The 24,355-nt window shown below is 71.2% G+C and carries 17 protein-coding genes and 5 pseudogenes; 6 read left to right on the forward strand and 16 right to left on the reverse strand.

Going from position 1 to position 24,355, the window contains the following annotated elements; translation table 11 throughout:
* Window positions 1-55 precede the first annotated feature (55 nt).
* Entirely contained in the window at window positions 56-1,675 is a 1,620-nt protein-coding gene (aceB, locus tag LNW71_RS03405; RefSeq protein WP_250966855.1) for a malate synthase A, read from the forward strand.
* A 140-nt stretch (window positions 1,676-1,815) separates the two neighbouring features.
* Here aceB and LNW71_RS03410 read toward each other — a convergent pair whose 3' ends face one another.
* The 5 genes and pseudogenes from LNW71_RS03410 to LNW71_RS03430 all read right to left on the reverse strand — a co-directional run bounded on the left by LNW71_RS03410 (window position 1,816) and on the right by LNW71_RS03430 (window position 8,341).
* Complete coding sequence (locus tag LNW71_RS03410) at window positions 1,816-2,715, reverse strand: sucrase ferredoxin (RefSeq protein WP_250966856.1); 900 nt, start codon at window positions 2,713-2,715, stop codon at window positions 1,816-1,818.
* Window positions 2,716-2,733: 18 nt separating this feature from the next.
* Window positions 2,734-3,942 carry a JmjC domain-containing protein gene (locus tag LNW71_RS03415; protein WP_250966857.1) on the reverse strand — a complete coding sequence of 403 codons (1,209 nt, stop codon included), beginning with the start codon at window positions 3,940-3,942 and terminating at the stop codon, window positions 2,734-2,736.
* A gap of 457 nt (window positions 3,943-4,399) precedes the next feature.
* A pseudogene (locus LNW71_RS03420) lies at window positions 4,400-5,928 on the reverse strand (YfcC family protein).
* Complete coding sequence (locus LNW71_RS03425; RefSeq protein WP_250966858.1) at window positions 5,925-7,277, reverse strand: M20/M25/M40 family metallo-hydrolase; 1,353 nt, start codon at window positions 7,275-7,277, stop codon at window positions 5,925-5,927. The pseudogene LNW71_RS03420 and the gene LNW71_RS03425 overlap by 4 nt, the downstream one beginning before the upstream one ends.
* Window positions 7,278-7,365: 88 nt before the next feature.
* Window positions 7,366-8,341 (reverse strand): annotated as a pseudogene (locus tag LNW71_RS03430) (fibronectin type III domain-containing protein).
* Between the two features lie 204 nt (window positions 8,342-8,545).
* Here LNW71_RS03430 and LNW71_RS03435 point away from each other — a divergent pair.
* Window positions 8,546-9,607 carry an amidohydrolase family protein gene (locus LNW71_RS03435; RefSeq protein WP_250966859.1) on the forward strand — a complete coding sequence of 354 codons (1,062 nt, stop codon included), beginning with the start codon at window positions 8,546-8,548 and terminating at the stop codon, window positions 9,605-9,607.
* 174 nt (window positions 9,608-9,781) lie between these two features.
* Entirely contained in the window at window positions 9,782-10,387 is a 606-nt protein-coding gene (locus LNW71_RS03440) for a TIGR03086 family metal-binding protein (protein ID WP_250966860.1), read from the forward strand.
* Between the two features lie 95 nt (window positions 10,388-10,482).
* On the opposite strand, the gene LNW71_RS03445 is transcribed toward LNW71_RS03440, so the two are convergent.
* Window positions 10,483-11,166: an alpha/beta fold hydrolase gene (locus tag LNW71_RS03445; protein WP_250966861.1), complete on the reverse strand. Its 684-nt coding sequence runs from the start codon at window positions 11,164-11,166 to the stop codon at window positions 10,483-10,485.
* A 60-nt stretch (window positions 11,167-11,226) separates the two neighbouring features.
* Here LNW71_RS03445 and LNW71_RS03450 point away from each other — a divergent pair.
* Together LNW71_RS03450 and LNW71_RS03455 are read left to right on the forward strand one after the other, a co-directional pair.
* Window positions 11,227-12,057 (forward strand): annotated as a pseudogene (locus tag LNW71_RS03450) (chitosanase); the annotation flags it as partial.
* A gap of 204 nt (window positions 12,058-12,261) precedes the next feature.
* Complete coding sequence (locus LNW71_RS03455; RefSeq protein ID WP_250971888.1) at window positions 12,262-13,125, forward strand: chitosanase; 864 nt, start codon at window positions 12,262-12,264, stop codon at window positions 13,123-13,125.
* Between the two features lie 78 nt (window positions 13,126-13,203).
* Here LNW71_RS03455 and LNW71_RS03460 read toward each other — a convergent pair whose 3' ends face one another.
* From LNW71_RS03460 to LNW71_RS03505, 10 genes and pseudogenes are all read right to left on the reverse strand, one after another.
* Complete coding sequence (locus LNW71_RS03460; protein WP_250966862.1) at window positions 13,204-14,652, reverse strand: nucleobase:cation symporter-2 family protein; 1,449 nt, start codon at window positions 14,650-14,652, stop codon at window positions 13,204-13,206.
* A 237-nt stretch (window positions 14,653-14,889) separates the two neighbouring features.
* Window positions 14,890-16,287, reverse strand: coding sequence for an 8-oxoguanine deaminase (locus tag LNW71_RS03465; protein ID WP_250966863.1), 1,398 nt, complete (start codon window positions 16,285-16,287; stop codon window positions 14,890-14,892).
* Window positions 16,288-16,329: 42 nt separating this feature from the next.
* Window positions 16,330-17,727 (reverse strand): nucleobase:cation symporter-2 family protein, encoded by a 1,398-nt coding sequence (locus LNW71_RS03470; protein ID WP_250966864.1) that lies wholly within the window; start codon window positions 17,725-17,727, stop codon window positions 16,330-16,332.
* A gap of 67 nt (window positions 17,728-17,794) precedes the next feature.
* A complete protein-coding gene (pucL, locus tag LNW71_RS03475) occupies window positions 17,795-18,718 on the reverse strand; it encodes a factor-independent urate hydroxylase (protein ID WP_250966865.1) in 924 nt (307 codons plus the stop codon).
* A gap of 7 nt (window positions 18,719-18,725) precedes the next feature.
* Window positions 18,726-19,118 (reverse strand): hydroxyisourate hydrolase, encoded by a 393-nt coding sequence (uraH, locus tag LNW71_RS03480; RefSeq protein ID WP_250966866.1) that lies wholly within the window; start codon window positions 19,116-19,118, stop codon window positions 18,726-18,728.
* Window positions 19,119-19,123: 5 nt separating this feature from the next.
* Window positions 19,124-19,633, reverse strand: a complete 510-nt coding sequence (gene uraD / locus LNW71_RS03485) for a 2-oxo-4-hydroxy-4-carboxy-5-ureidoimidazoline decarboxylase (protein ID WP_250966867.1) — start codon at window positions 19,631-19,633, stop codon at window positions 19,124-19,126.
* 185 nt (window positions 19,634-19,818) lie between these two features.
* A pseudogene (locus LNW71_RS03490) lies at window positions 19,819-20,208 on the reverse strand (helix-turn-helix domain-containing protein); the annotation flags it as partial.
* Window positions 20,183-20,434, reverse strand: coding sequence for a hypothetical protein (locus tag LNW71_RS03495; RefSeq protein ID WP_250966868.1), 252 nt, complete (start codon window positions 20,432-20,434; stop codon window positions 20,183-20,185). The gene LNW71_RS03495 and the pseudogene LNW71_RS03490, both read right to left, overlap by 26 nt.
* Window positions 20,435-20,527: 93 nt before the next feature.
* Window positions 20,528-21,696: pseudogene (locus tag LNW71_RS03500) on the reverse strand (lactonase family protein).
* Between the two features lie 108 nt (window positions 21,697-21,804).
* Complete coding sequence (locus tag LNW71_RS03505) at window positions 21,805-22,644, reverse strand: GntR family transcriptional regulator (RefSeq protein ID WP_250966869.1); 840 nt, start codon at window positions 22,642-22,644, stop codon at window positions 21,805-21,807.
* A 257-nt stretch (window positions 22,645-22,901) separates the two neighbouring features.
* On the opposite strand from LNW71_RS03505, the gene LNW71_RS03510 reads away from it, so the two are divergent.
* Window positions 22,902-24,170: an extracellular solute-binding protein gene (locus tag LNW71_RS03510; RefSeq protein WP_250966870.1), complete on the forward strand. Its 1,269-nt coding sequence runs from the start codon at window positions 22,902-22,904 to the stop codon at window positions 24,168-24,170.
* The last annotated feature ends 185 nt before the right edge of the window (window positions 24,171-24,355 follow it).

Raw genomic sequence — 24,355 nt, forward strand, 5'->3', positions numbered from 1 at the left:
CGACCCGGCGGCCGTGAGACGCCGTCCGCACCGCCCGCTGAAGGAGTGACAGCTCATGTCCGCACCAGCGCCGTCCTCGCTGGCCATCGTCGATGCCGAGCCCCTGCCCCGGCAGGACGAGGTCCTCACACCCGCGGCCCTCGCGTTCGTGGCCGAGCTGCACCGCCGGTTCACGCCGCGCCGTGACGAGCTGCTCGCCCGCCGCGGCGAGCGCCGCACCGAGATCGCCCGCACCTCCACGCTGGACTTCCTGCCGGAGACGGCGGCGATCCGTGCGGACGACTCCTGGAAGGTCGCACCGGCCCCGGCCGCGCTGAACGACCGCCGGGTGGAGATCACCGGTCCGACCGACCGCAAGATGACCATCAACGCCCTGAACTCGGGCGCCAAGGTCTGGCTCGCCGACTTCGAGGACGCGTCCGCCCCCACGTGGGAGAACGTCGTCCTCGGCCAGCTCAACCTGATCGACGCCTACAACCGCGCGATCGACTTCACGGACCCGAAGTCCGGCAAGTCGTACGCCCTGAAGCCCGCCGCCGAGCTCGCCACCGTCGTCACCCGCCCCCGCGGCTGGCACCTGGACGAGCGCCACCTCCAGCTCGACGGCACCCCGGTGCCCGGCGCGCTGGTCGACTTCGGCCTCTACTTCTTCCACAACGCCCAGCGCCTCATCGACCTCGGCAAGGGTCCGTACTTCTACCTGCCGAAGACGGAGTCGCACCTGGAGGCCCGCCTCTGGAACGACATCTTCGTCTTCGCCCAGGACTACACCGGGATCCCGCAGGGCACGGTCCGCGCCACGGTCCTGATCGAGACGATCACCGCCGCGTACGAGATGGAGGAGATCCTCTACGAACTCCGCGACCACGCCTCCGGGCTGAACGCGGGCCGCTGGGACTACCTCTTCTCCATCGTCAAGAACTTCCGTGACGGCGGCGCCAAGTTCGTCCTCCCGGACCGCAACGCGGTGACGATGACCGCCCCGTTCATGCGGGCGTACACCGAACTCCTCGTCCGCACCTGCCACAAGCGCGGCGCCCACGCGATCGGCGGGATGGCGGCCTTCATCCCGTCCCGCCGTGACGCCGAGGTCAACAAGGTCGCCTTCGAGAAGGTCAAGGCCGACAAGGACCGCGAGGCCGGCGACGGCTTCGACGGCTCCTGGGTCGCCCACCCCGACCTGGTCCCGATCGCCATGGCCTCCTTCGACGCGGTCCTCGGCGAGAAGCCGAACCAGAAGGAGCGGCTGCGCGAGGACGTCTCGGTGGCCCCCGGCGACCTCATCGCCATCGACACCCTGCACGCCAAGCCCACCTACGACGGCCTGCGCAACGCCGTCGCGGTCGGCATCCGCTACATCGAGGCCTGGCTGCGCGGCATGGGCGCGGTCGCCATCTTCAACCTGATGGAGGACGCGGCCACCGCCGAGATCTCGCGCTCGCAGATCTGGCAGTGGATCAACGCGGACGTGGTCTTCGAGAACGGCGAGCACGCCACGGCGGACCTGGCCCGCAAGGTCGCGGCCGAGGAACTCGTCGCGATCCGCACCGAGGTCGGCGACGAGGCCTTCACCGCCGGCAAGTGGCAGCAGGCCCACGACCTGCTGCTCCAGGTCTCCCTGGACCAGGACTACGCGGACTTCCTGACGCTGCCCGCGTACGAGCAGCTGCGCTGACGCCCCTCGCTCACGCTTCCGCCCCGGTACCGCACAGCACCGGGGGCGGAGTCGTGTCGCGATCCACCCGAAGGCGGGAGGGCGTCGCTTCCGCCTGCGCGATCCAGCCCCAAGGACCGAGGGCGAAGCCGCCGCCGGGTTCAGCCGATGCGGATCATCGACGTGACCTCGTGGACGAGGGCCGAACTCATGGCAGGCCCATGGCAGGTCAGTTGGTGCGGTGGCGTGCGGTAGGACCGCACCTCGACGTCGAAGGCCGCCGGACGGGGCGGGTGGGCGATGACACGGATGCGCCAGTGGGTGCCGAGGCGGGAAGTCCCGGCGACCAGGTAGTCGTGCCGGCCGGCCGGGCCGAAGCGTGCGAGCACAGCGGCGACGGCCGCCTGCTGGGGCGGGGCGAGATCCGTGTACCCGCGCAGATGCTCCGCGTGGATGCGCCCGGCCAGATGCTGTTCGACCGCCACGACGGACGACCCGGCGTCGAGACCCCCGTAGTAGACGCCGTCGGGCGCGACGACGACGTTGGCGGCGAACCGGTCACCGCCCACGTGCGTGCATTCCCACACCAGGTCCGGCCAGCGCTCGCTCAGGACGCGTGCCACGGGACGTCCGCGCACGGAGCAGCAGGTGTCGTGCCGGCCGTGGCTGCAGACGAGGACGACGGGAGGCAGGCCGAGTTCTCCGGGGGCACCGAGCGCTCCGGCGACCTCCGCCAGGTCCTCGTCACGGCTCCACGTGCCCCATTGCTGGCGGTAGGCGCCGGAGCTCTCGTAGCGCAGTACGGCCCAGCGGTGCGGCCCCTCGTCCCGGCGGCGTCCGTACCGCCTGACCAGGAGCACCCGGGCCCGCACCGCCTGGGCGGCGGTGAACAGGAGTGCTTTGACGCCGGGCTGCAGATCGAGGCCGTCGAAGCCGTTGGCCGGCCATCCGCCCCGGTACTCGATGAGGATCCAGACCAGGCCGTACGGCGCCGTGCCGGCGATCGGGTCGCCGCGGTCCCGGGCGGCATCGGCGCAGAAGAAGCGTTCCGTCCCCGTCACTCGGTCACCGTGGCGGCGTCACGGTGCGGCGGGCACGACCACGCCCGCGTGCAGCAGTCTCCCGACCAGTCCGACGCCGAGGTCGCCGGCGGTGCGGACCTCACCGTCGAGCAGGCGGGTCAGGGACGGAAGGTCCTTCTCCGGGAAGTCGAGCCAACCCACCCGGGTGGTCAGACGGCTGCCCTCCAGGCGGGCTTCCAGCGACTCCCGGAGCCTGACCGGCATCGCGGGGCCGAGGCCGTCGACGGCCGCGAGCTGGGCGAGCGGCCCCAGCGGCGCCGGCCGCCCCTGACCGCGCCGCGCGCGGTGGAACAGCGCGGTGGTATCGGCCTTGGCGACTGCCGCGACGAGGTGTTCGCGCACCATGTCCATCTCGCCGGCCGGCCCGTCCACGCCCAGGGGCAGCGAGCCGCGCATGCGGGGGTCCTCGCGCAGCGCCGTCAGAGCGGCCTGGGCGAGTTGTTCCGCCAGTTCGTAGCGCGTCCAGCTGTGGATTCCGAGCGTCAGGTGGATCGAGACCTCGCCCTGCGCCTCGGCGGCGTGCAGCCATCCCCTCGGCAGGTAGAGGACGTCGCCCGGTTCGAGCACGGTATCGATGTGGGGCTCGCCCTTCGCGGCCTCGGCGACGGCGGAACGGTGATCGGTCCAGGGCTGGTCGCGCAGCGGGTCGGGGTGCACGGGCCGGTGGACGATCCAGCGCTTTGCGCCCTCGATCTGCAGGACGAAGACGTCGTGGACGTCGTAGTGGTCGTCGAAGCCGCGGCTCTGGGGCGGGGTCACGTAGGCGTTGGCCTGCACCGGATGTCCCAGCTCCGTGCTCAGTCCGGCGCTGAACTCCGCGACCGGGCCCCAGGTGCGCTGCAGGGCTTGCAGGACGAGCGTGGCGCCGTCGGCGAACTCGCGCCACAGAGCGGTGTCGTCGAGCTGGTCGGAGATGGTGGCGCCCACTCCCCCCGACGAGGTGAACGCCGACTCCGCAAGCGTGGAGCCGTTCTTCGCCGCCCGGAGGAAGGGCGTACGCAGTCCGCGACGCGAGACCAGTTCGTCGACGGCGTCGGCCGAGAAGAGGTCGGAGAAGTCACCGGCGCGACGCGTGAGCAGCGCGGTGTGCGCCCAGAAGTCACGGGCGAAATCCTCCCGGCGCAGGCCGGTCAGGCGCGTTTCCAGGACCCCGGGGCCCGCTGTCGCGGCACCGGGGTCCTGGAGCTCGGTACGGGACGCGCTCAAGAACCGTTGCCGGGCTTGTTCGCGCCACCGTCCGCGCCACCGTCGTGAACCCCCGGCGTACCCGCAGCACCACCGTCCGCGGGACCCTCGGCCCCTCCATCCGCACCACCGTCATGAACCCCCGGCGTACCCGCAGCACCACCGTCCGCGGGACCCTCGGCCCCACCGTCCGCACCACCGTCATGAACCCCCGGCGTACCCGCAGCACCACCGTCCGCGGGACCTTCCTGCTGGTTCGGGTCCTGCTCGGCATTGGTCATGGTTCCTCCCGTGCATCGAGTGGCTGGGGCCGGGATACCGTCCTGGGCCCGCGTGTCCGGCAGGTGATCGCTCTTGGACACCGCGGCCAGCGTACCGCTATGGGCGACAAGTATCGATTTGGGATTTATGTCCATAAGAGTCCTGGCCACCCGGGCGGGACAAGAGGTGCGCGCCGACGGGCACGCGGCGCCCCCGCTCATGTCCACACGGCCCCCAGCGCGACGAATCCGCAGATCAGCACGGCCAGGACGGCGAGCAGCGGCCAGATGAAGCGCAGGTACTTGTCGTATCCCACCTTGGCCAGCGCCACCCCGCCGATCGTGACCGCCGTGGTCGGCGCCCACAGGTTCGTCCAGCCGCTCGCCGCCTGCCAGGCCGTGACGACGACCGCGCGCGAGACGCCCGCGAAGTCGGCGAGCGGGGCCAGGATCGGCATCGCCAGGGTCGCGTGGCCGGAGGTGGACGGGATCAGGAACGCCAGCGGGAGGTTGACGACGAACACGACGACGGCGAAGACCCCGGACGAGGTGCCGGACACCAGGCCCTCGATGGAGTGCAGGACGGTGTCGGTGATCCGGGAGTTGTTCATGATGACCGTGACCCCGCGGGCCAGCACGATGACCAGGGCGGGCGAGATGAAGTCGGCGGCGCCCTGGACGATCGTCGCGCTGAGCCGTTGCTCGCCGAACCGGGCCACGATGCCGACGAGGACGGCCGCGACCAGGAAGAGCGCGGCCAGCTCCGGGAAGGACCAGCCCAGCTCGAAGCCGTACGGAGTGGCGTCGGCGTCCCCCGTCAGGGCGCTGGACCACGGCACCACCGAGAAGATCATGAACGCGAACGTCAGACCGACCAGGACCAGGACGGTGCGGTGGAGCGAGGTCAGCTCGGGGGTTCGTCCGTGTCGGCCGCCGCGTGTTCGCGGTCGCCGGGCAGGAAGCCGGAGAGGGAACGGCCCGGGTCCCGGCGGACGCGCTTGGCGTACCGGATGACGTAGGCGATCGTCACGGCCGTCAGGACGACCCACATCACCGCGCGCAGCACGATGCCGTCCCCGAGCGAGATGTCGGCGGCGGCGGAGGCGACTCCTGTGGCGAACGGGTTGACCGTGGAGCAGAGCACGCCGATGCCGGCGCCGAGGATGATCGTGCCGGTGGCGACCATGCGGTCGTAGCCGAGCGCGAGCATCAGCGGGACGATCAGCCCGTAGAAGCCGAGGGTCTCCTCGGCGAAGCCCTCGACCGTGCCGAGCAGCGAGAAGACCAGCATCACGCCTGCGATGAGCAGGGCGCCGCGGTCCCGCAGCCGGTGGGCGAGGCGGCCGATGCCCAGGTCGAGTGCCCCGGTGGCGAAGACGACCGTGATGAAGGCGCCGATGGCGATGACGAAGAGGAACACGCCGGCGCTGCCGTACAGCTCGCCGGTCATGTCCGGGCCGACCAGTCCGGTCCTGGTGTCCTGCACCCCGTAGAGGCCGTTGACCGGGGCGAGGAAGAGGTCGTTCAGCCGGCCGACGAAGCTCTGGCCGGAGGGGACGCGGTGGTACGTGCCCTGGATCGGCGCGCCGCTCCTGGTGCGGTCGTACGCGCCGGACGGGATCAGGAAGGCCAGGGCCCAGACGGCGAGCGTGACGACGACCAGCACAGTCAGGGCGCTGGGGAAGACGAACTTCCGCTTGGCGGGCGGCTTGTCGTGCGGTGCGGTCCCGGTGTCCAGCGTGCTCATGCGGTGCTCCCGGCGCGGTGCGTCGCCGCGTACTCCCGCAGGAACGCGGCCTCGGCGATGACGGCCGAGCGGAGCTCCGAGAAGAGCACCCGCTCGTTGGGGGCGTGCAGGTTGCACATGCTGTCCTGTGCGCCGAACAGCAGGATCTCGGCGCCGGGTACGGCCGCTGCCAGCCCGTTGACGAGCGGGATCGAGCCGCCACTGGCCACGAACGCGGGTTCCGCGCCCCAGCCCTCCCGCAGCGCGGTCAGCGCTGCCCGGTAGGCGGGGCCACCGGTCGCGGGCTCGAATCCGGGGCCGGTGTCGCCCGCGGTGACGGTGAGCGGGATTCCGAACGGGCGCAGTGACTCCAAGTGGGTGATCAGGAGCCCCTGGGCCTGCCGCGGGTCCTGTTCCGGGTGGAAGCGCAGGTTCAGCTTGGCCCGGGCGTAGGGGACGACGGCGGAGGCCGCGTGGTCGACGCCCGGGGCGTCGATGCCGACGACGGTGACGGCGGGTCCGCTCCACAGCCGCTCCCCCAGGCTGCCGGTGCCGATCAGCGGCACGCCCTCGCGGACCCCGGCGAGGGTACGGAATTCCTCCTCCGTGTACGTAGTGCCGCTCCACTCCTCGCGGCGCAGTCCCTCGACGGCGACATCGCCGTGCACGTCGTGCAGGGTGGCCAGCGCCCTGAGCAGGGCGAGCAGGGCGTCGGGGGCGGCGCCGCCGAACTCGCCGCTGTGGCGGGGCTCGTCCAGGGTCCGCACCTCGACCACGACCTCCGAGGCGCCCCGCAGCCCCGTGGTGAGAGTGGGGCTGCCGGGTCTCAGGTTCCCCATGTCGGCGATGACCATCGCATCGCAGGCGAAGCGGCCGGGATCGGTGGGCGGATAGTCGTCGAAGGCGCTGCCGTACTCCTCCTGCCCCTCCAGGACGATCTTGAGGCCGACCGGCGGCCGGCCCTCGTACGCCCGCAACACGCCGAGGTGCACGATCAGGTTGGCCTTGTCGTCGGCGATGCCCCTGGCGCGCAGCCCGCCCTCGACGGGGGTGGGTTCGAAGGGCGGCGAGAGCCACAGGTCCTCGTCGCCGGGTGGCTGCACGTCGTAGTGGCCGTAGAGCAGCACGGTCGGGGCCTCGGGCGCCGGCGGCGGGACATCGGCGACGATGACGGGTGCGGTGCCGGGCAGGTCGAGCCGGTCGATCCGCTCGACGCCCGCACCCCGCAGCAGCTCCACGAGAAGGTCGTGGGCCTGCCGCACGGGCTCGGCGGGATATCCGGGGAACGCGACGGACGGGATGGCCGTGAGCCGCTTCAGGTCAGCCGTCAGCCCGTCCATCAGTGTGTCGACGCGGGAGCCCAGATCCATCGCCCATCCCCGTTCCTCGTGGAGACCGTCGTTGAGGTTCTGGGACCAAAGGGATCACAGGGGCCGGGCCCCCGCACCTGAGGGCGCGTCAGCCGCCGAGGACCACCGTGCGCTGCGCGGAGAAGTCCCCCACTTCCCGTCCGGCAGCTTGGCGCGGATCTTCATCGAGTAGCGGGTGCCTCGCGGGTCGCTGACGGTCAGCCGGTAGCTCGCCCGCCCGGTGGGCGGCTTGCCTCCCCAGACGATCGTGGTGGTCAGCCGGCCGTCCAGGTAGAGCTGGTAGGCGGGAATCACCCCGCCGGTATCGGGCTGCTTCCAGTCGAGGTCCACGGCGTACTCCTTGCCCTGGGCCCTGCTCGTGACCCGCAGGTCCGTGGGGGCGGTAGCGGCGGGCGCACCGGGGGCGGAGGCGGTGGTGAGGTCGAGGGCGTTGCTGTCCTTCGAGGAGGTGTCGGCGGCGTCGCGGGCGCGGACGGTGAAGGTGTAGACGGTGCCGGGGCGCAGCCCCGTCAGCCGCGCGGTGGTCTGCGTGCCGGGCACGCTGTGGATGCGCGAGTCCTCCTGGTAGATGTCGTACGAGGTGACGCCGACGTCGTCCGTCGAGCCGCCCCAGGACAGGGTCGCCGCCCGGCCGCCGTCGGCCTTGCCGCGCAGCTTCACCGGCCGGGTGGGGGCCTCGTGGTCCGCCGGGGTCGGGGCGGGGTGGTGACGGCCGCGGCGGCGCTGGGCGCGGAGAGGTTCCCGGCCGCGTCGCGGGCCCGGACGGTGAAGGTGTAGGCGGTCGAGGCGGTCAGCCCGTCGACGTCGATCATCACCTTGGCGGCCGGGACGGACTTGACCTTCTTGCCCTTGCGGTAGATCTCGTAGGCGGTGACGGCCTTGTCGTCGGTCGCGGGCTGCCACATCACGTGCGCGGAGGTGGCGCTGCTCGCCTGCACCGTCACCCCCTGCGGCGTCGTGGGTCCGCGGGTGTCGGCCTCGGCCTGGGAGCCGCAGGCGGTGAGTGCGGCGACGAGCAGGGCGGCTGAGCAGGCCAACGCGGCAGGTGCGTGGGGGCGTTGCACGGTCTTGCCTTCCGTCCGGCAGCAATGGTCCAGACCTGTATCGCACGGTGCGGGGGTCGCCGACAAGAGGACGGAGCCGAACGTTCCGCAATGTGCCGGTGTGCACCGCGCCCCGACCGGGGCCGCCTGCCCCGGTCCCTGCTCCTGCCCCTGCCCCTGTCCCTTTCCCTGTCCCGCCAGGGCGGGCTGACGTACGGTCGGCTGATGCGGTGCGTACGAGGTGTGGTGCTCCCGGAGCGTGAGGAACGTTCGTTCTGGATCGACGGGGAAGTCCTGCGGGCCGGGGCGCCGCCGGGCGGTTTCGCGGGCCGGGACGCCGAGACCCTCGTCGACGGCGGCTGGCTGCTGCCCGGCCTGGTCGACGTGCATACGCATCCGGGGACCGAGAGCCCGGACAGCCCGTTCGACGAGGGGCTGTTGCGGCAGCACCTGGGCCGGCACCGGGACGCCGGGGTGCTCGCGGTGCGCACGCCGGGAACGGCCGCGCGGATGCCGGCGTGGGTGGACGAGGACCCCGAGCTGCCGCGGGTGACGTCGGCGGGGCGGTGGCTGGCCACACCCGGCCGGTTCTTCCCCGGGTTCGGGCGCGACGTCGGCGAGGACGAGCTCGTCCTCGCCGCGGTGGAGGAGGCGGCCGCCTCCTCCGGCTGGTGCAAGGTCGTCGGTGACTGGCGCGCGGACGAACCCGCGCTGCCGCTCGGGCTGCTCACCTCGGTGGTGGCGGCGGTTCACACGGCCGGCGGCAAGGTGGCGGTGCACTGCCAGACCGCCGAAGGCAGCCGCAACGCCGTGCTGGCGGGCGCCGACAGCCTGGAGCACGGGATGCACCTGGATCCGGCGCTGCTGGACCGGATGGCCGCTCAGGGCACGGCGTTCGTGCCGACGCTGGCCGTCTTCGGCCGGGGCGTGGACGCGATGCGGGCGCGGGAGCCCAGCATGCGCCGCGATCTGTGGCTGGCCGGCTGGGACACCATGTTCAGCAATGTGCGGGCCGCCCACGAGTCGGGCGTCACCGTGCTCGCCGGCACCGACTCGTTCCCGTGCGGCACCGTGGCGGACGAGGCCTCCTGGCTGGCCCGGGCCGGGCTGTCCGCCGAGGCGGCACTGGGTGCCGCGTCCTGGACGGCGCGGGCCTGGCTGGGGCTGCCCGGCCTCGTGGACGGGGCTCCGGCCGACCTCGTCGCGTACGACAGCGACCCGACCCTCGACCCTTCGGTGGCGGCCCACCCGAGCCGGATCGTCCTGCGGGGGCGCGTGGTGCGCTGAGGGTCCGCGGCCTCTCGCACGGATCATGCCGGGCTCGCGCGTCATGCCGGGCTCGCGTGCCCTGCCGCCTCGCGGGGCTGTCGCCGGTCGCCCGCCGGTCGCCGCACTCCGCGTCGCGGGAACGCGCGGCGCGCCCGACCGATGAGTCCGGGGCTCGCAGGCAGTCTGCACAGTATGGATACCGAGACGAGCACCGCTCCCCTGCAGGATCTGGAACCCGCGGCCAAGCAGATCGCCGGCTTGCTGGACGGCGTCGACGACACGTCCCTGTCCGCCCCGACCCCCTGTCCGGGCGTCACGGTGGGCGCCCTGCTCGCGCACCTCGGCGGACTCGCCGTGGCCTTCCGCGACGCCGCGCACAAGGAGATCGGGCCGACGACGGGCACGGCTCCCGAGGTGGCGGACATGGTGCTCGAAGCGGACTGGCGCAGCACCCTGCCCCGGTCGCTCGACGAGATGGTGGCTGCCTGGCGCTCCCCCGACGCCTGGCAGGGCATGACGCAGGCGGGCAGCGTGGACCTGCCAGGTGAGGTGGCGGGGATGGTCGCGCTGAACGAGCTGGTGCTGCACGGCTGGGACCTCGCGCGGTCGACCGGGCAGCCGTTCCGGGCCGAGGAGCCGCACCTGCACTCCACGCTGGCCCTGCTGGCCGACCTGGGCGACAACCCGCCGGCCACCTCGCCGTTCGGCCCGCCCGTCCCGGTGCCGGACCGGGCGCCGCTGCTGGACCGGGCGGTCGCCCGGAGCGGCCGGCGCCCCGACTGGCAGCCGGGCGACTGATCGGCCGAATCCCGCGGACAACGGCTCCGGCGGAGCCGGCCGGCCGGCCGACGGTCCGCGGGACCAGGTGGTGGTCCGCGGGATCAGCCGGCGGATCAGCTGGTGAAGAACTCCGTGATCTGCTGGGCGACCTGGTCGGCGTGGACCTGGTGCAGCCGGTGGCCGCCGCCGAGGGTGATCAGATGGCAGTCCGGGATCAGCGAGGCCATGTCCTGCAGCCGCCCCTGGGGCATCGTGCTGGCCGGACCGCCGGCGAGGATGAGCGTCGGAGCGACGATCTCGCCGAGCCCCTCCTCCCACGCCGGGTCGGGGTCGTCCACCTGGTTCCGTACGGCCGCGAGCACGGCCTCGTCGTAGTCCACCGGCCCGTCGGGCCGGACGTCGGGGCCGGCCGCACCGGGGAACGGCGGCGGGGTCTCCACCAGCACCAGCCGCTCCACCCGGTCCGCGTGCTGCTGGGCGAACAGGTGGGCGACGACGCCGCCCATGTCGTGGCCCACCAGGCCGACGCGGTCGAGCTCGCACTCGTCCAGGAAGCCGAAGAGGTCCTCGAGCATCAGCTCGAAGTCGTACTCGTCCGGCCAGTCGCTCTCCCCGTGGCCGCGCAGGTCGAGTGCGTACACCCGCCACTGCTCGCCGAGCAGACTCCCGGCCGCCTCCCAGCTGGCAGCGGAATCGGCGAGACCGTGCAGCAGCACGACGGGCGAGCCGAACGGGTCGCCCCAGGTCCGGTACGCCAGACGCACATCGCCGACATCCACAACAGACTGATCATCCATACCCCTGACGCTACAGCCGAATGAGCGAAGATCACTCCCGCGGCCTGGCAGGCTGGGGAGGTGAAGCTCACCAAGCGTTCCCTGACCGCGTCCGCCGCGGCCCTCCTCCTGGCGGTGGCCGTGCTGTCCGGCTGTTCGGGAGCGGGGCCGGACACCGCGTACGGCAAGGGATCGGCGGGTACGGGGCTGGCGGATCCGGCGAAGAAGGACATCGCCATGCAGCTGGTCTCCAGCGCGGAGAACTCGACCCTGGACTGGAAGTCCCAGTACAAGTACATCCAGGACATCGGCGACGGCCGCGGATACACCGGGGGCATCATCGGCTTCTGCTCCGGCACCGGCGACATGCGGGAGGTCGTCGAGCGGTACGCGAGGGCCCGCCCCGGCAATCCGCTGGAACGATTCCTGCCGGCGCTGCGTGCGGTGGAGGGCACCGACGCGCACACCGGCCTCGGCCGCCCGTTCGCCGGGGCGTGGGCGAAGGCGGCCGGTGACGCGGCCTTCCGTTCGGCGCAGGACGCCGAACGGGACGCCGCGTACTTCGGCCCCGCCGTCGGACAGGCCAGGAAGGACGGGCTCGGGGCGCTCGGCCAGTTCATCTACTACGACGCCTACGTCATGCACGGGGCGGGCGACACGGACGGCACGGTCGGCTTCCGCACGATGCGCCGCCAGGCGCTCGCCGAGGCCCACGCTCCCTCGCAGGGCGGCGACGAGGTCGACTATCTCGACGCCTTCCTGGACGCCCGGGTCGCGGCGATCCGGAAGGAGCCCTCGCACACCGACACCAGCCGCGTCGAGACGGCTCAGCGGGTGTTCCTGCGCGAGGGCAAGCTCGGTCTGGAGACGCCGCTGAGCTGGAAGGTGTACGGAGACAGCTACCGGATCGGGGGCGGTAGCCCCTCGGCCCACCCGTTGCGGCAGGGCCTCGGGACGGCCCCGCACCAGGCGCCCACGCGTCCGGTGCGGGGCCGTCCGCGTGTGCCGTGGCGCCGCCAACTCGCTTGCGTCGAAGGGGTGTACGACAGTCGTTCGACTCTGATAGGAAAGCTTCCTAACAGAGCAATCGGAACGACGAACTCCCTTGGAGGACTGGTGCACGCTCCCCACAAGCGCACCGCACGTCGCAACACCCGGGCCCTGCGCGTCGCGCTCGTCGCGCTCGGGCTGACGCTCACGGCGGTGCCCGCCACCGCCTTCGCCGGCACCGGCCACGCACCCTCGGCCGTTCACCACCAGGAGGCTGCCGCGACCGGGCTCGACGATCCGGCGAAGAAGGACATCGCGATGCAGCTGGTCTCCAGTGCGGAGAACTCCTCGCTCGACTGGAAGTCCCAGTACCGCTACATCGAGGACATCGGCGACGGCCGCGGCTACACGGCGGGCATCATCGGCTTCTGCTCCGGCACCGGCGACATGCTCGACCTGGTGGAGCTGTACACCCAGCGGGAGCCGGGCAACGCGCTCGCGGAGTACCTGCCGGCGCTGCGGGAGGTGGACGGCACCGACTCGCACGAGGGACTCGACCCGGGCTTCTCCGAGGCCTGGGAGACGGCGGCGGACGACCCGGCGTTCCAGCAGGCGCAGAACGACGAGCGCGACCGGGTGTACTTCGATCCGGCGGTCAGCCGCGGCAGGAGCGACGGACTCGGCACACTCGGCCAGTTCGCCTACTACGACGCCATCGTCATGCACGGCAACGGCGGCGACAGCACGAGCTTCGGCTCCATCCGCGAGCGCGCCCTCGCCCAGGCGAAGCCGCCGGCCCAGGGCGGCGACGAGGTCACCTACCTCAACGCCTTCCTGGACGCGCGGGTCTGGGCCATGAAGCAGGAGGAGGCCCACTCGGACACCAGCCGGGTGGACACCGCCCAGCGGGTCTTCCTGGAGAACGGCAATCTGAACCTGGATCCGCCGCTCGACTGGAAGGTGTACGGCGACAGCTTCCACATCGGCTGACGTCGCCGAAAGCGGCTGTGGCGCGCAGGGCCGCCCTCGCGGGCGAAGCCTTACGCGCCACAGTACGGTGACGGGCCGTCAGTGCGCCCCGACCGAAGCCGCCTTGACCGGATCGCTGGCCTCCGGCTCCACGTCAGGCTCGGTGTCCGGCTGCCGGCCCAGGTGGTTGAAGGCCAGGTTGAGGACGATCGCCACGACGCACCCGGTGGAGATCCCGGAGTCCAGGACGACGAGCAGGTCCTTGGGGAACGCGTGGTAGAACTCCGGCGCGGCGATCGGGATCAGGCCGATGCCGACGGCGGCGGCCACGATCAGCGCGTTCTCGCCCTTCTCCAGTGCCGCACTCGCCAGCGTCTGGATGCCGCTCGCGGCGACCGAACCGAAGAGCACGATGCCCGCGCCGCCGAGCACCGGCAGCGGTACCAGCGCGATGACGGAGGCGGCCACCGGGAACAGGCCGAGCAGGATGAGGATGCCGCCGCCCGCGGCGACCACGAAGCGGCTGCGGACCTTGGTCATCGCGACCAGACCGATGTTCTGGGCGAAGGCGCTGCACATGAAGCCGTTGAAGAGCGGGCTGATGGCGCTGCCCAGCGTGTCGGCGCGCAGACCGCCCTCGATGGTCCGCTCGTCGGCGGGACGGTCCACTATCTTGCCGAGCGCCAGCATGTCGGCGGTCGACTCGGTCATGCAGACCAGCATGACGATGCACATCGAGACGATCGCGGCGACCTCGAACTGCGGCGCCCCGAAGTGGAACGGGGTGGGGAAGCCGACCATGTCGGCGTCCTTGATGGCGCCGAAGTCGGTGATGCCGACCGGGATGGCGATCAGGGTGCCGATGACGAGTCCGAGCAGGATCGCGATCTGCTGGAGGAAGCCGCGCAGCAGCTTGCGCAGGGCGAGGACGATCACCAGGGTGACCGCGGCCATGATGATGTTGGTGGTCGAACCGTAGTCGTCGGCAGTGGCGTTGCCGCCCTGGGACCAGTTGAAGGCGACCGGGAGCAGCGAGACACCGATCAGGGTGATGACCGTGCCGGTGACGACGGGCGGGAAGAACCGCACCAGTTTGCAGAAATAGGGGGCGAGGACGAAGCCGAGAAGGCTCGCGACGATGATCGCGCCGAAGATGACGGCGATGCCGTCGTGTCCGCGGTCCTTGCCGATGGCCACCATCGGGGTCACTCCGGCGAACGAGACGCCGTTGACGAACGGCAGCCGAGCGCCTATTCGCCAGAACCCGAGGGTCTGGAGCAGGGTGGCTATCCCCGCGGTGAACAGGCTCGCCCCCATCAGGAAGGCGGTCTCCTTGGGCGTGAGGCCCACGGCGGGTCCCACGATCATGGGCGGGGCCACCACGCCCGCGTACATCGCGGCCACGTGCTGCAGGCCGCTGGTGAACATCTTCAGTGGGGGGAGGGTCTCGTCGACCGGGTGGGTCCGGTCTTCCGAGGCCGGATCCGGCTCGGTGCCGGGGTCGGGTGCTGCGACTGCGTCGTTGCGAAACCTGGGCGTAGCTGCCACGGCGGTTCCTCCGGTCGGGTGCACATCTGAGGCGACGTGGGTGTCAGGGAGGTGGTGCGTTGGTGCAGGTGGGGCAGGTTGTGCAGCTGGTGCGGGCAGCTTGGGTCCGCCGGTACGGGGAGGCACGTACGTATGGGTACGTGCCCCCCGCACCGGTTGCCGTGGGCCCCGCTCGGGTCCACGGCGGCCGGCCGAGGGCCGTCCCCCTCGGTCGGCCAGTAGGGGGGTGCCGGGCCGTCAGGCTCCGGCGGCGATCTGCGCGAGGCGGCGGGCCTCGTCGCGGGTGGCGCGGGCGATGGTGTCCTCGTCCACGGTGATCAGGTGGTTGGACTCGACGACCGGCTTGCCGTCGACGAGCGAGAGGGTGACCGGGGCCGCGGCGCCGAAGACCAGGGCGGTCACCGGGTCGGAGATGGAGGCGTGGGCGAGGGTGTCCAGCTTCCAGAGCACCAGGTCCGCGAGCTTGCCGGGCTCCAGCGAGCCGATCTGCTCGGCACGGCCGAGGACCTGCGCGCCCCCGTACGTGCCCAGGCGCAGGGCCTGACGGGCGTTCAGCGCGCGTTCCCGGTGCGGGCCGAGGCGGTTGATGAGGAGGGCGTTGCGCAGCTCGGTGTGGAGCTCACCGGACTCGTTGGACGCGGTGCCGTCGACGCCGAGGCCGACGGGGACGCCCGCGGCGAGCATGTCCGGGACCCGGGCGATGCCCGCGGCCAGCCGGGCGTTGGAGGACGGGCAGTGCGCGACACCGGTGCCGGTGCGGGCGAACGCGGCGATGTCGGAGTCGTTCATGTGGACGCAGTGCGCCATCCACACGTCCTCGCCGAGCCAGCCGGTCGACTCGAAGTAGTCGGTCGGCCCCATGCCGAACAGCTCGTGGCAGAACTTCTCCTCCTCCACGGTCTCCGAGCCGTGGGTGTGCAGCCGTACCCCGCGACGGCGCGCCAACTCGGCTCCCTGTCGCATCAGTTCGGTGGACACGGAGAAGGGGGAGCAGGGGGCGACGGCGATCTGGGTCATCGCGTCGAAGGAGGCGTCGTGGTGTGCGTCGATGGTCGCCTCGGTGCCGGCCAGTGCGCCTTCGAGGCTCTCCACGGCGAAGTCCGGCGGCAGTCCGCCGTCCTTCTCGCTGCGGTCCATGGAACCGCGGGCCAGCGTGAACCGTACGCCCATGTCGCGGGCCGCGCCGATGATGGCGCCGGACAGGTCGCCGGAGCCCCGCGGGTAGACGTAGTGGTGGTCCATGGCGGTGGTGACACCGCCGCGGGCCATCATGGCGAGCGAGCCCTGCGCGGCGACGCGGGCCATCGACTCGTCGATGCGCGCCCAGGTCGGGTACAGCGCGACCAGCCACTCGAACAGGCTGTGGTCGGTGGCCAGACCGCGGGTGATCCACTGGTAGAAGTGGTGGTGCGTGTTGACCAGGCCGGGCGTGACGAGATGCCCGGTGCCGTCGATCCGGCGTACGACGTTCTCCAGGCCCTCCGGTGCCCGGCCGGCGCCGACCGACTCGATGCGATTGCCCGCGACGACGACGTGGCCCGAGGCGTACTCGGTGTCGTCGGCGTCGACGGTCGCGATCGAGCAGTTCTCGATGACGATGCGTTCCACACCGTCGGGGGCTGCCGGTGCTGCCATGGTGCTTCCTTCTCTCATCAGCGTGTCGGGCACGGCAGGACCCTAGGAGGATTTGAGTGCCACGGCCGCAGGCCTGTGGGTGCCGAGATGGTGGAAGAAGAGGTTGAGCAGGACCGCGACGAGCGCGCCGGCGCTGATCCCGGAGCCCAGCACGGTCTGCGCCCAGGGCGGGAACTGCGCGTAGAAGCCGGGCGCGGCGAGCGGGATGATGCCGGCCCCGAGTGCCACGGCGACCAGGATGATGTTGGAGCTGTCGTCGAGTCCGGCCTCGGAGAGGGTGCGGATCCCGCTGACCGCGATCGAGCCGAACAGGACGATGCCTGCACCGCCGAGCACGGGCATCGGGACGAGCGAGACGACGGCGCCGAGCACCGGGAAGACACCGAGGACCAGCAGGGCGCCGCCGGCTGCCGCGACGACGTAGCGGCTGCGCACCTTCGTCAGCGAGACCACACCGACGTTCTGCGCGAAGGCGCTCGTCGGGAAGCCGCCGAAGACCGGGCCGAGGAGGGTGGCGATGCCGTCGGTGCGCAGTCCGCGGGTGATGGTCCGGCCGTCGGTTTCCCGGTCGCAGATCTCACCCAGCGCCAGCATCCCGGCGGACGACTCGGTCATCAGGACGAGCATCACGATGCAGAGCGAGAGGATCGCGGCGGGCTGGAACTCCGGTGCGCCGAAGGCGAAGGGGGCGGGCAGCGCGGCCAGCGGCGCGGACCTGAGCGCGGAGAAGTCGGCGAGCCCGAACGGAACGGCTGCCAGGGTGCCGATCACCAGCCCCATGAGCAGAGCTACTTGACGCAGGAAGCCGCGTCCGAACCGCTGGATCAGCAGGATGACGGCCAGGGTGAAGGCGGCCAGCGCGAGGTACTTCATCGCGCCGAAGTCGGTGGCGGTCTTGTCGCCGCCCTGCGCCCAGGAGACCGGGACCGGCATCAGCGTGACACCGATGAGGGTGATGACGACGCCGGTGACGAGCGGCGGGAAGAACCGCAGCAGTCTGCCGAAGAACGGGCCGACGAGCAGGCAGAACACACCTGCCACGAGCACCGCCCCGTAGATCGCGGGGAGTTGGTGGCCCGGGGCGCTGGTCTCGGCGATGGCGAGCATCGGAGCGATTCCGGCGGAGGAGGCGGCGTTGACGAAGGGCAGCCGGTTGCCGGCGAACCCTCCGATGCCGAGCGTCTGCAGGATGGTGGCGCAGCCGGCGATCAGGAGGCTCGCCGCGATCAGCCGGGTCATGCCCGCCTGGTCGAGGCCGACGGCCTGGCCGATGATGAGCGGAGGGGTGACGACGCCCGCGTACATGGCGGCGATGTGCTGCAGCGCGGCGGGCAGGAGCCGCGACGGGGAAAGCTTCTCGTCCACCGGATGGACCGAACCGTCCGGTGGGGTGGGACATGGACCTGTCGATTCTGCCGGCTCGAGTGCAGGCTTTGCCATGGGAGTTCCCTCCGGTCCGGCCGGCCCCCGTCCGCTGTGGACGGACGGGGACCGGCGCGGCGCCGCGTCAGAGGTTGGTCATGTCGACCGGGATCTGCGGCTCGATGCCGTCCCGCAGCACGGTGGCCTCGATGAGCCCGTACGGACGGTCGGCCGCGAAGTAGACCTCGTTGTCGTTCTTGAGACCGAACGGCTCCAGGTCCACCAGGAAGTGGTGGTTGTTCGGCAGCGAGAAGCGGATCTCGTCGATCTCGCTACGGCTGTTGATGACCCGCGAACCCATCTGGTACAGGGTCTGCTGAAGCGAGAGCGAGTACGTCTCGGCGAAGGCCTGCAGGATGTGCTTCTTGGCCTGCTCGTACGACTTCTCCCAGTTGGGCATCCGGTCGTCGTCGCTGGTCCAGTTGTAGCGCCAGGCGGCGGCGACGTCGGTGCACAGGATGCGGTCGTACGCCTCCTTGAGCGTCGTGTACTTGTCCTTGACGTAGCCCCAGAACTCCGAGTTGGTGGAGTTCATGACCGTGAGGTCCTTCAGGCCGGAGATGATCTCCCACTTCTCACCGTCGTAGGTGATCTGCGTGGTGCGCAGTTCCTGGCCCTTGCGGGCGAAGGAGTGGTTGACCTCGTCCGATCCGATGAACCTGGAGTTGTTGTCCGAGGTCGCGATGCGCTCCCAGGAGTACTCCTGGATGCGGATGCGGGCGACCTTGATCGGCTCCTGCGTCGTCACGAAGTGACGGGCGAGGTGGATGCCGAACTGCTCGGCGGACTCGATTCCGTACTCCTTGGCGAACGCGAACACCGTGTTCTTGGTGGTGTCCGTCGGCAGGACGTTCGCGTTGGAGCCGGAGTAGTGGACGTCGTCCATGTCGCCGGACAGGGCGACCGAGACGTTCAGGTCCTTGATGTGGTGCGTGTCGCCGTCCCGCGTGATCTTGACGACGCGGTTCTCTGCTTTGCCGTACTGGTTCTGGCCGAGAATCGTGGGCATGTGTCTGCTAGCTCCCTCGGTATACGGAGTAGCCGAACGGGTTGAGCAGCAGCGGTACGTGATAGTGCTCGCCCGGGGTGACGGCGAATGTGATCGTCACCTCGGGGAAAAACGCACCGCTGTCCCTTACGCGGGGGGCGTCCTGCTGCGCCTCGGCTTGCTTCTTGCTGGCGAAGTACGACTCGGTCTCGAAGTCGAGCCGTACGTGGGTGGTGCCTTCCGGCAGGGCCGGCAGGTCCTTGCAGCGCCCGTCCGCGTCGGTCGCCGATCCGCCGAGCGTCACCCACTGCGCGTCGCTGCCCGTGCGGGCGGCGAGCGAGATGGCGACGGCCGCGGCGGGGCGGCCGATGCTGGTGTCCAGGATGTGGGTGGACACCGATGCGGTGGCGAAGGTGCTCAAGACCTTCACTCTCCTTCTGTGACGAGACGGGTCAGCCTGATGCGGTTGATCTTGCCCAGTTCGGTGCGCACGTGTCCGCGCTCCTGCTCGGGCGAGTTCCCGGTCCGGGCCTTCACCGCGTCGCGCATCTGCTCACCGGTGGCACCGGTGGCGCAGATCAGGAAGACATGTCCGAACCGCTCCTGGTAGGCCAGGTTCAGTTCGAGCATCTCGGCCTTGAGCTCCTCGGTGGCACCGTCCATCCCCCGCTGTTCGCGGGAGGAGGTCGGGTCCCCGGGCTTCGGGCGGCCGATCGGCGGGTGACCGGCCATCGCTTCGGCCAGGTCCTCCGCGTCGAGAGCCGCGGTGGCGGCGTCGCTCGCGGCGAACAGGGCTTCTGCGGTGGCGTACGGGCGACGGGAGAGGATCGCTCTTCCCCAGGCCGCACTGGCACACACCTCGTGCAGTGCGGTGGCCGCCTCGCGGTCCGCCAGGGTGTTGAACCGGGCGAGGCCCGGTGTGGAGCTCGAAGTCACGGGAGCCTCCGTGGCTGTTTTTCGCTGTGCGTTGTTCGGGCTGCGGATAGCTAACGCCCTCCACAACACCACGTCAACACTTTGTTGAAATTACGTTCATGTAAAAGGCCGTCGCCCGACGATCCGGACGACGGCCTTCCCCGACGCTGCGCGGCGCGCACCCGTCCGCGGGCCCGGCTACTCGGCCTTGGGCCGTTGTCCCTGTTCAGGTAGTTGTAGACGGTGAACCGGCTGACTCCCAGGGCGCCGGCCACCGTCTCGACCCCGTGCCGCACCGAGAAGGCACCGCGTGCCTCCAGGGTCCGCACGACCTCCTGCTTGGTCCTGCGGTCCAGCTCGGCGAGCGGCATGCCGTGCCGGCGCTCCATCGCGGCCAGGATGTGATCCAGCGAGTCCGAGAGCTGCGGCAGCCGGACGGCTATGACGTCCTTCCCCTCCCACGCCAGCACCACGTCGTCCGGCTGCGCCTGGTCCGGTCCGAGCAACTCGGCGCCCATGGCGTCGACGAGCGGCTTGACCGCGGTGACGAGGGGTGGTCCGCGGGCTCGGTCACTTGGAGGCCTCCCCGATGACATTGACCTGCAGGGAGACGCGGGTGGCACCCGATGCCAGGGCCTTGCGCAACAGCGAGTCCACCGCGGTGAGCACCTCGTCGGCGCCGCCTTCGGCCGTGTTGCCGAAGGGGCCGACGTCCACGCCGTCCAGCTCGGCGGACTGGATGACCTCACGGGCCACGACCGCGTGGTCGGGTGCCTCGTCGAGATCGAAGGGCTCGGTGGTGAACTCCACTCTCAAGCGCACTGTTCCTCCATGATGCGTCGCACCGCGTCCAGGAGAAACCCGCGGCTCGGGCACGACCCTAACGGACGGGCACCGCACCGTCCGGGCCCCGCGCTACAGCGGCAGCACGCAGACCGCGGCCGGGGCCGCGAAGGGGGTCCCCACGGACTCCAGGGCACCGCTCTGCGCGTCGACCCGGAACACCGTGACCGTGCCGGACTTCTGGTTGGCGGCGAGGAGCAGCGCACCGTCCGGCGAGAAGGCGATGTGCCGGGGGAAGTCGCCGCCCACCGGCACCGTGTCCAGCAGCCGCAGCGTGGCCCGCCGTCCTCGACGGCGTACCGGGTGAGGCTGTTGTGCCCCCGGTTGGCCAGGTAGGCGAAGCGGCCGTCAGCGGTGACCAGCAGCTGGGCGGGGTAGCTGGTGCCGCTGCCCGTTCCGGTGGGCTGCGGGGAGCCGGGGGTCAGGACGCCGGTGGCGGGGTCGTAGCCGCAGACCACGACCGTGTTGTCGAGCTCGCACGCCAGGTAGGCGTGGCGGCCGCCCGGATGGAAGGTGAGGTGGCGCGGTCCGGCGCCGGGGCGCAGGGCGGCGTACGAGAGCTGCTCCAGGGTGCCGTGCTCCTCGTCCAGCCGGTAGGTGTACACCGTGTCGTTGCCGAGGTCGGCGGCCAGGAGGTGGCCGCCGTCGGGGGCGGTGATGATCTGGTGGGCGTGCGGCCCGTCCTGGCCAGGACCGGGAGCGGGGGTGGTGTGGGCGACCAGGTCGGTGCGCTCCCCCAGCGAGCCGTCGGCGGCGACGGGGTGCACGGCGATGCTGCCGGAGGTGTAGTTCGCACTGAACAGCCACTGCCCGCCCGGGTGGACCGAGAGGTGGCAGGGACCGGCGCCGCCGGTGCCCCGCGTCCCCAGCACCCGGAAGGTCCCGTCGGCGGCGAGCGCCACCGCGGTCACACCGCCCTGCTCCTGCTCGTCGACGGCGTAGAGCGTGCCGCCGGTGGGGTGCAGCGCGAGGTAGGAGGGGTTCTCCACCCCGGTGACGACGGTGCCGGCGGCGATCGTCCCGTCCTCCGGGTCGTACGAGGCCACGCCGATCCCGGTTCCTCCCGGGGTGGTCGAGGTGTAGGTGCCGAGGAAGAGCGAACCGGCCTTCACCGGCGCCCCGTGCGGGGTGAGCGGCGCCCGGCTCGGGTGAACGGCGCGGGGAAGCGTGGGGGCGGCGGCCAGGGCACCGCCCGCCAGGAGTGCTCCGAGAAGCGTGCGGCGGCTTGTGGGGGTGGTCATGCGAGGCACCTCGTGGGGTCGGCGGCGTCGAATGTGTCAGTCACAGTGGCCTTCCCCGGCGGCCGCCGCAAGAGTCGCACCGGTCATTGCGTCCGGTGCAACGGCGGTTCATCCGGCGGACTGGATGTCACCGCGGGTGGACGAGGTGATGGGATCCCGCTGCGCGAAGTCGCCCGGCGGGATTCCCGGGTGATGTCCGCCCGCCACCGGCGCCACGGCGGCAGTCGGCCCGAGGGCGAGCCGGGAGACGATCCGGTAGCGGTCGCCCCGGTACAGGGAGTGCACGTACTCCACGGGGCTGCCGGTGGTGTCGGAGGTCAGCCGCTCGAAGAGCAGCGCCGGAGAGAGCTCCGGCACGTCCAGCAGCCGGGCCTCGGCCCGGGTCACCACGGTCGGCTCGATCGCCTGAACCGCCTCGTGCACGTGCACGTCGTGGCGCTCGCGCAGGTGCTCGTACAGATCGCCGTTCTCCAGCTCCTGGGCCGAGAGCCCGGGGACGAGTCCGGCCCTGATGTGCAGGTGCTCGATCGCCATCGGGGCGCCGTCGACGAGCCGGAGGCGCGCGACGTACACGATCTCCGCCGCGGGCGACATGCGCAGCTTGCGGCCGACCCGGGCGCCGGCCTGCAGGGTGGTGAACTCCAGCAGCCGGCTCGACCAGGCCCCGGCCGCCTGCGGGACCGTCAGGGCGAGGTCGGCGGAGATCAGCTCCTGGGTGATCTTCGCGGGTGCGACGAACATGCCCCGGCCGTGCTCGCGCACCAGCAGCCCGGCGGCCACCAGCTCGTCGATCGCGGCGCGCAGGGTGGGCCGCGAGACGCCGAGCAGGGCGCAGAGGGAACGCTCCGAGGGAATCGCGTCGCCGGGCCTGCGTGACTCGATCAGCTCCAGTACGGCGTCGCGGGCCCGTTCCCGTTTGAGCACCGTCCCCGATGCGTCCGCGTGCATGCGCTGCCCCTCCTGACGTTTCACTGTTTACCAGTTGAGCGACCAGTGGCCTCAACTGCGTTACTGGTCAGACGAAGTGTAGCGGCATCCACGGGTATCAGGCGTGGTCGGATTTCTTCGAGATCACGAAAACCCAGTCACACCAAGGGGGTTGACGACCTCATTGGTCTATGCCACCTTCATCCACCATCAAGAGGTGAGCTGTCCAGTGGGCTTCACTGGTCAGGTGGTCAGGTCCTGTCTCTCAGAGGTGAACCGTGAAGTACCGCTTGCTTGCCGGTGGGTCCGCGCTCGTGATGGCCGCCGTACTGAGTGCCTGCAGCTCGTCCTCCGACTCCGCCGGTGCGTCCGGTGACGGGCGGACGGACATCGACGTGTGGCTGATGCGCGACAGCGTCTCGGCCGAGTTCCAGAAGGAGTTCGTCAAGGGGTTCGAGGCCCAGCACCCCGACATCGGGGTGCGGATCCAGATCCAGGAGTGGGACGGCATCGGGGAGAAGATCACCGCCGCACTGGCCAGCAACGACGCACCGGATGTGATCGAGAGCGGCAACACCCAGGTGGCCCAGTTCGCGCAGAGCGGCGGGCTGCTCGACCTGAGCGACAAGGTCGACGAGCTGAACGGCAAGGACTGGCTCAAGGGCCTCGCCGAGCCGGGAGCCTACGAGGGCAAGCAGTACGGCATCCCGTACTACGCCGCCAACCGCGTCGTCATCTACCGCACCGACCTGTTCGAGAAGGCCGGCGTCGACGCGTCCGCGGTCAGGACCCGCGAACAGTGGGTCGCGGCCACCACGAAGCTCAACAAGGGCGGCACCCAGGGGATCTACCTGCCGGGACAGATGTGGTACGCGCTGGCCGGCTTCGTCTGGGACGAGGGCGGCGACCTGGCCACCGAGTCCGGCGGGAAGTGGAAGGGCGCCCTGGACACCCCGGCGGCGCTGCGCGGGATGGAGTTCTACGGGAAGCTCCAGGCGCTCGGCAACGGCCCGAAGGACTCCGACGAGGACGATCCGCCGCAGGCCGATGTGATGGCCCAGGGGAAGGTGGCCCAGGTGATCGCGACCCCGGGCGGCGCCAACGTCGTCGTGGAGAAGAACCCGGACCTGAAGGGCAAGCTCGGCTTCTTCCCGATCCCGGGCAAGACCGCGGACACCCCGGGGGCGGTCTTCACCGGCGGCTCCGACCTGGTCATCCCCACGGCGTCCGGCAAGCAGGACGCCGCGCTGACCTTCGTCAAGGAGCTCACCGGTGACGCCTGGCAGAAGAAGCTGGCCGTGGCCATGAGCTACGTGCCGAACCGGACCACGCTCGCCTCGGCGGTGGCCGGCGATCCGGGCGCGGCGGCGATGGCGGCCGGTGCGGCGAACGGGCACGCGACGCCGAACACCCCCGGCTGGGCGGCCGTCGAGGCCGAGAACCCGATCAAGGACTACATGGCGGCGGTCCTGACCGGTGACGACCCGGCGAAGGAGGCCGGCAAGGCCTCGCAGGACATCACCCGGGCGATGAACACCGGATCCTGACCGCGCTCCCGCCCGGTTCGCAGAACCGCCGGCCGACGGAACCACCGGCCGACGGAGCTACCGGTCCGCAGAACCGCCGGTCGACCGAACCACCGGTCCACAGCACCCCCGCTCCACATCACCACCGGTCCACGGTGCCGGCGACTCGCAGGGCCACCGATCCGCAGCACCCACCGAGAGGAGAC

The organism is Streptomyces sp. RKAG290, assembly GCF_023701695.1.
In the GTDB taxonomy this organism is placed as follows: Bacteria; Actinomycetota; Actinomycetes; order Streptomycetales; family Streptomycetaceae; genus Streptomyces.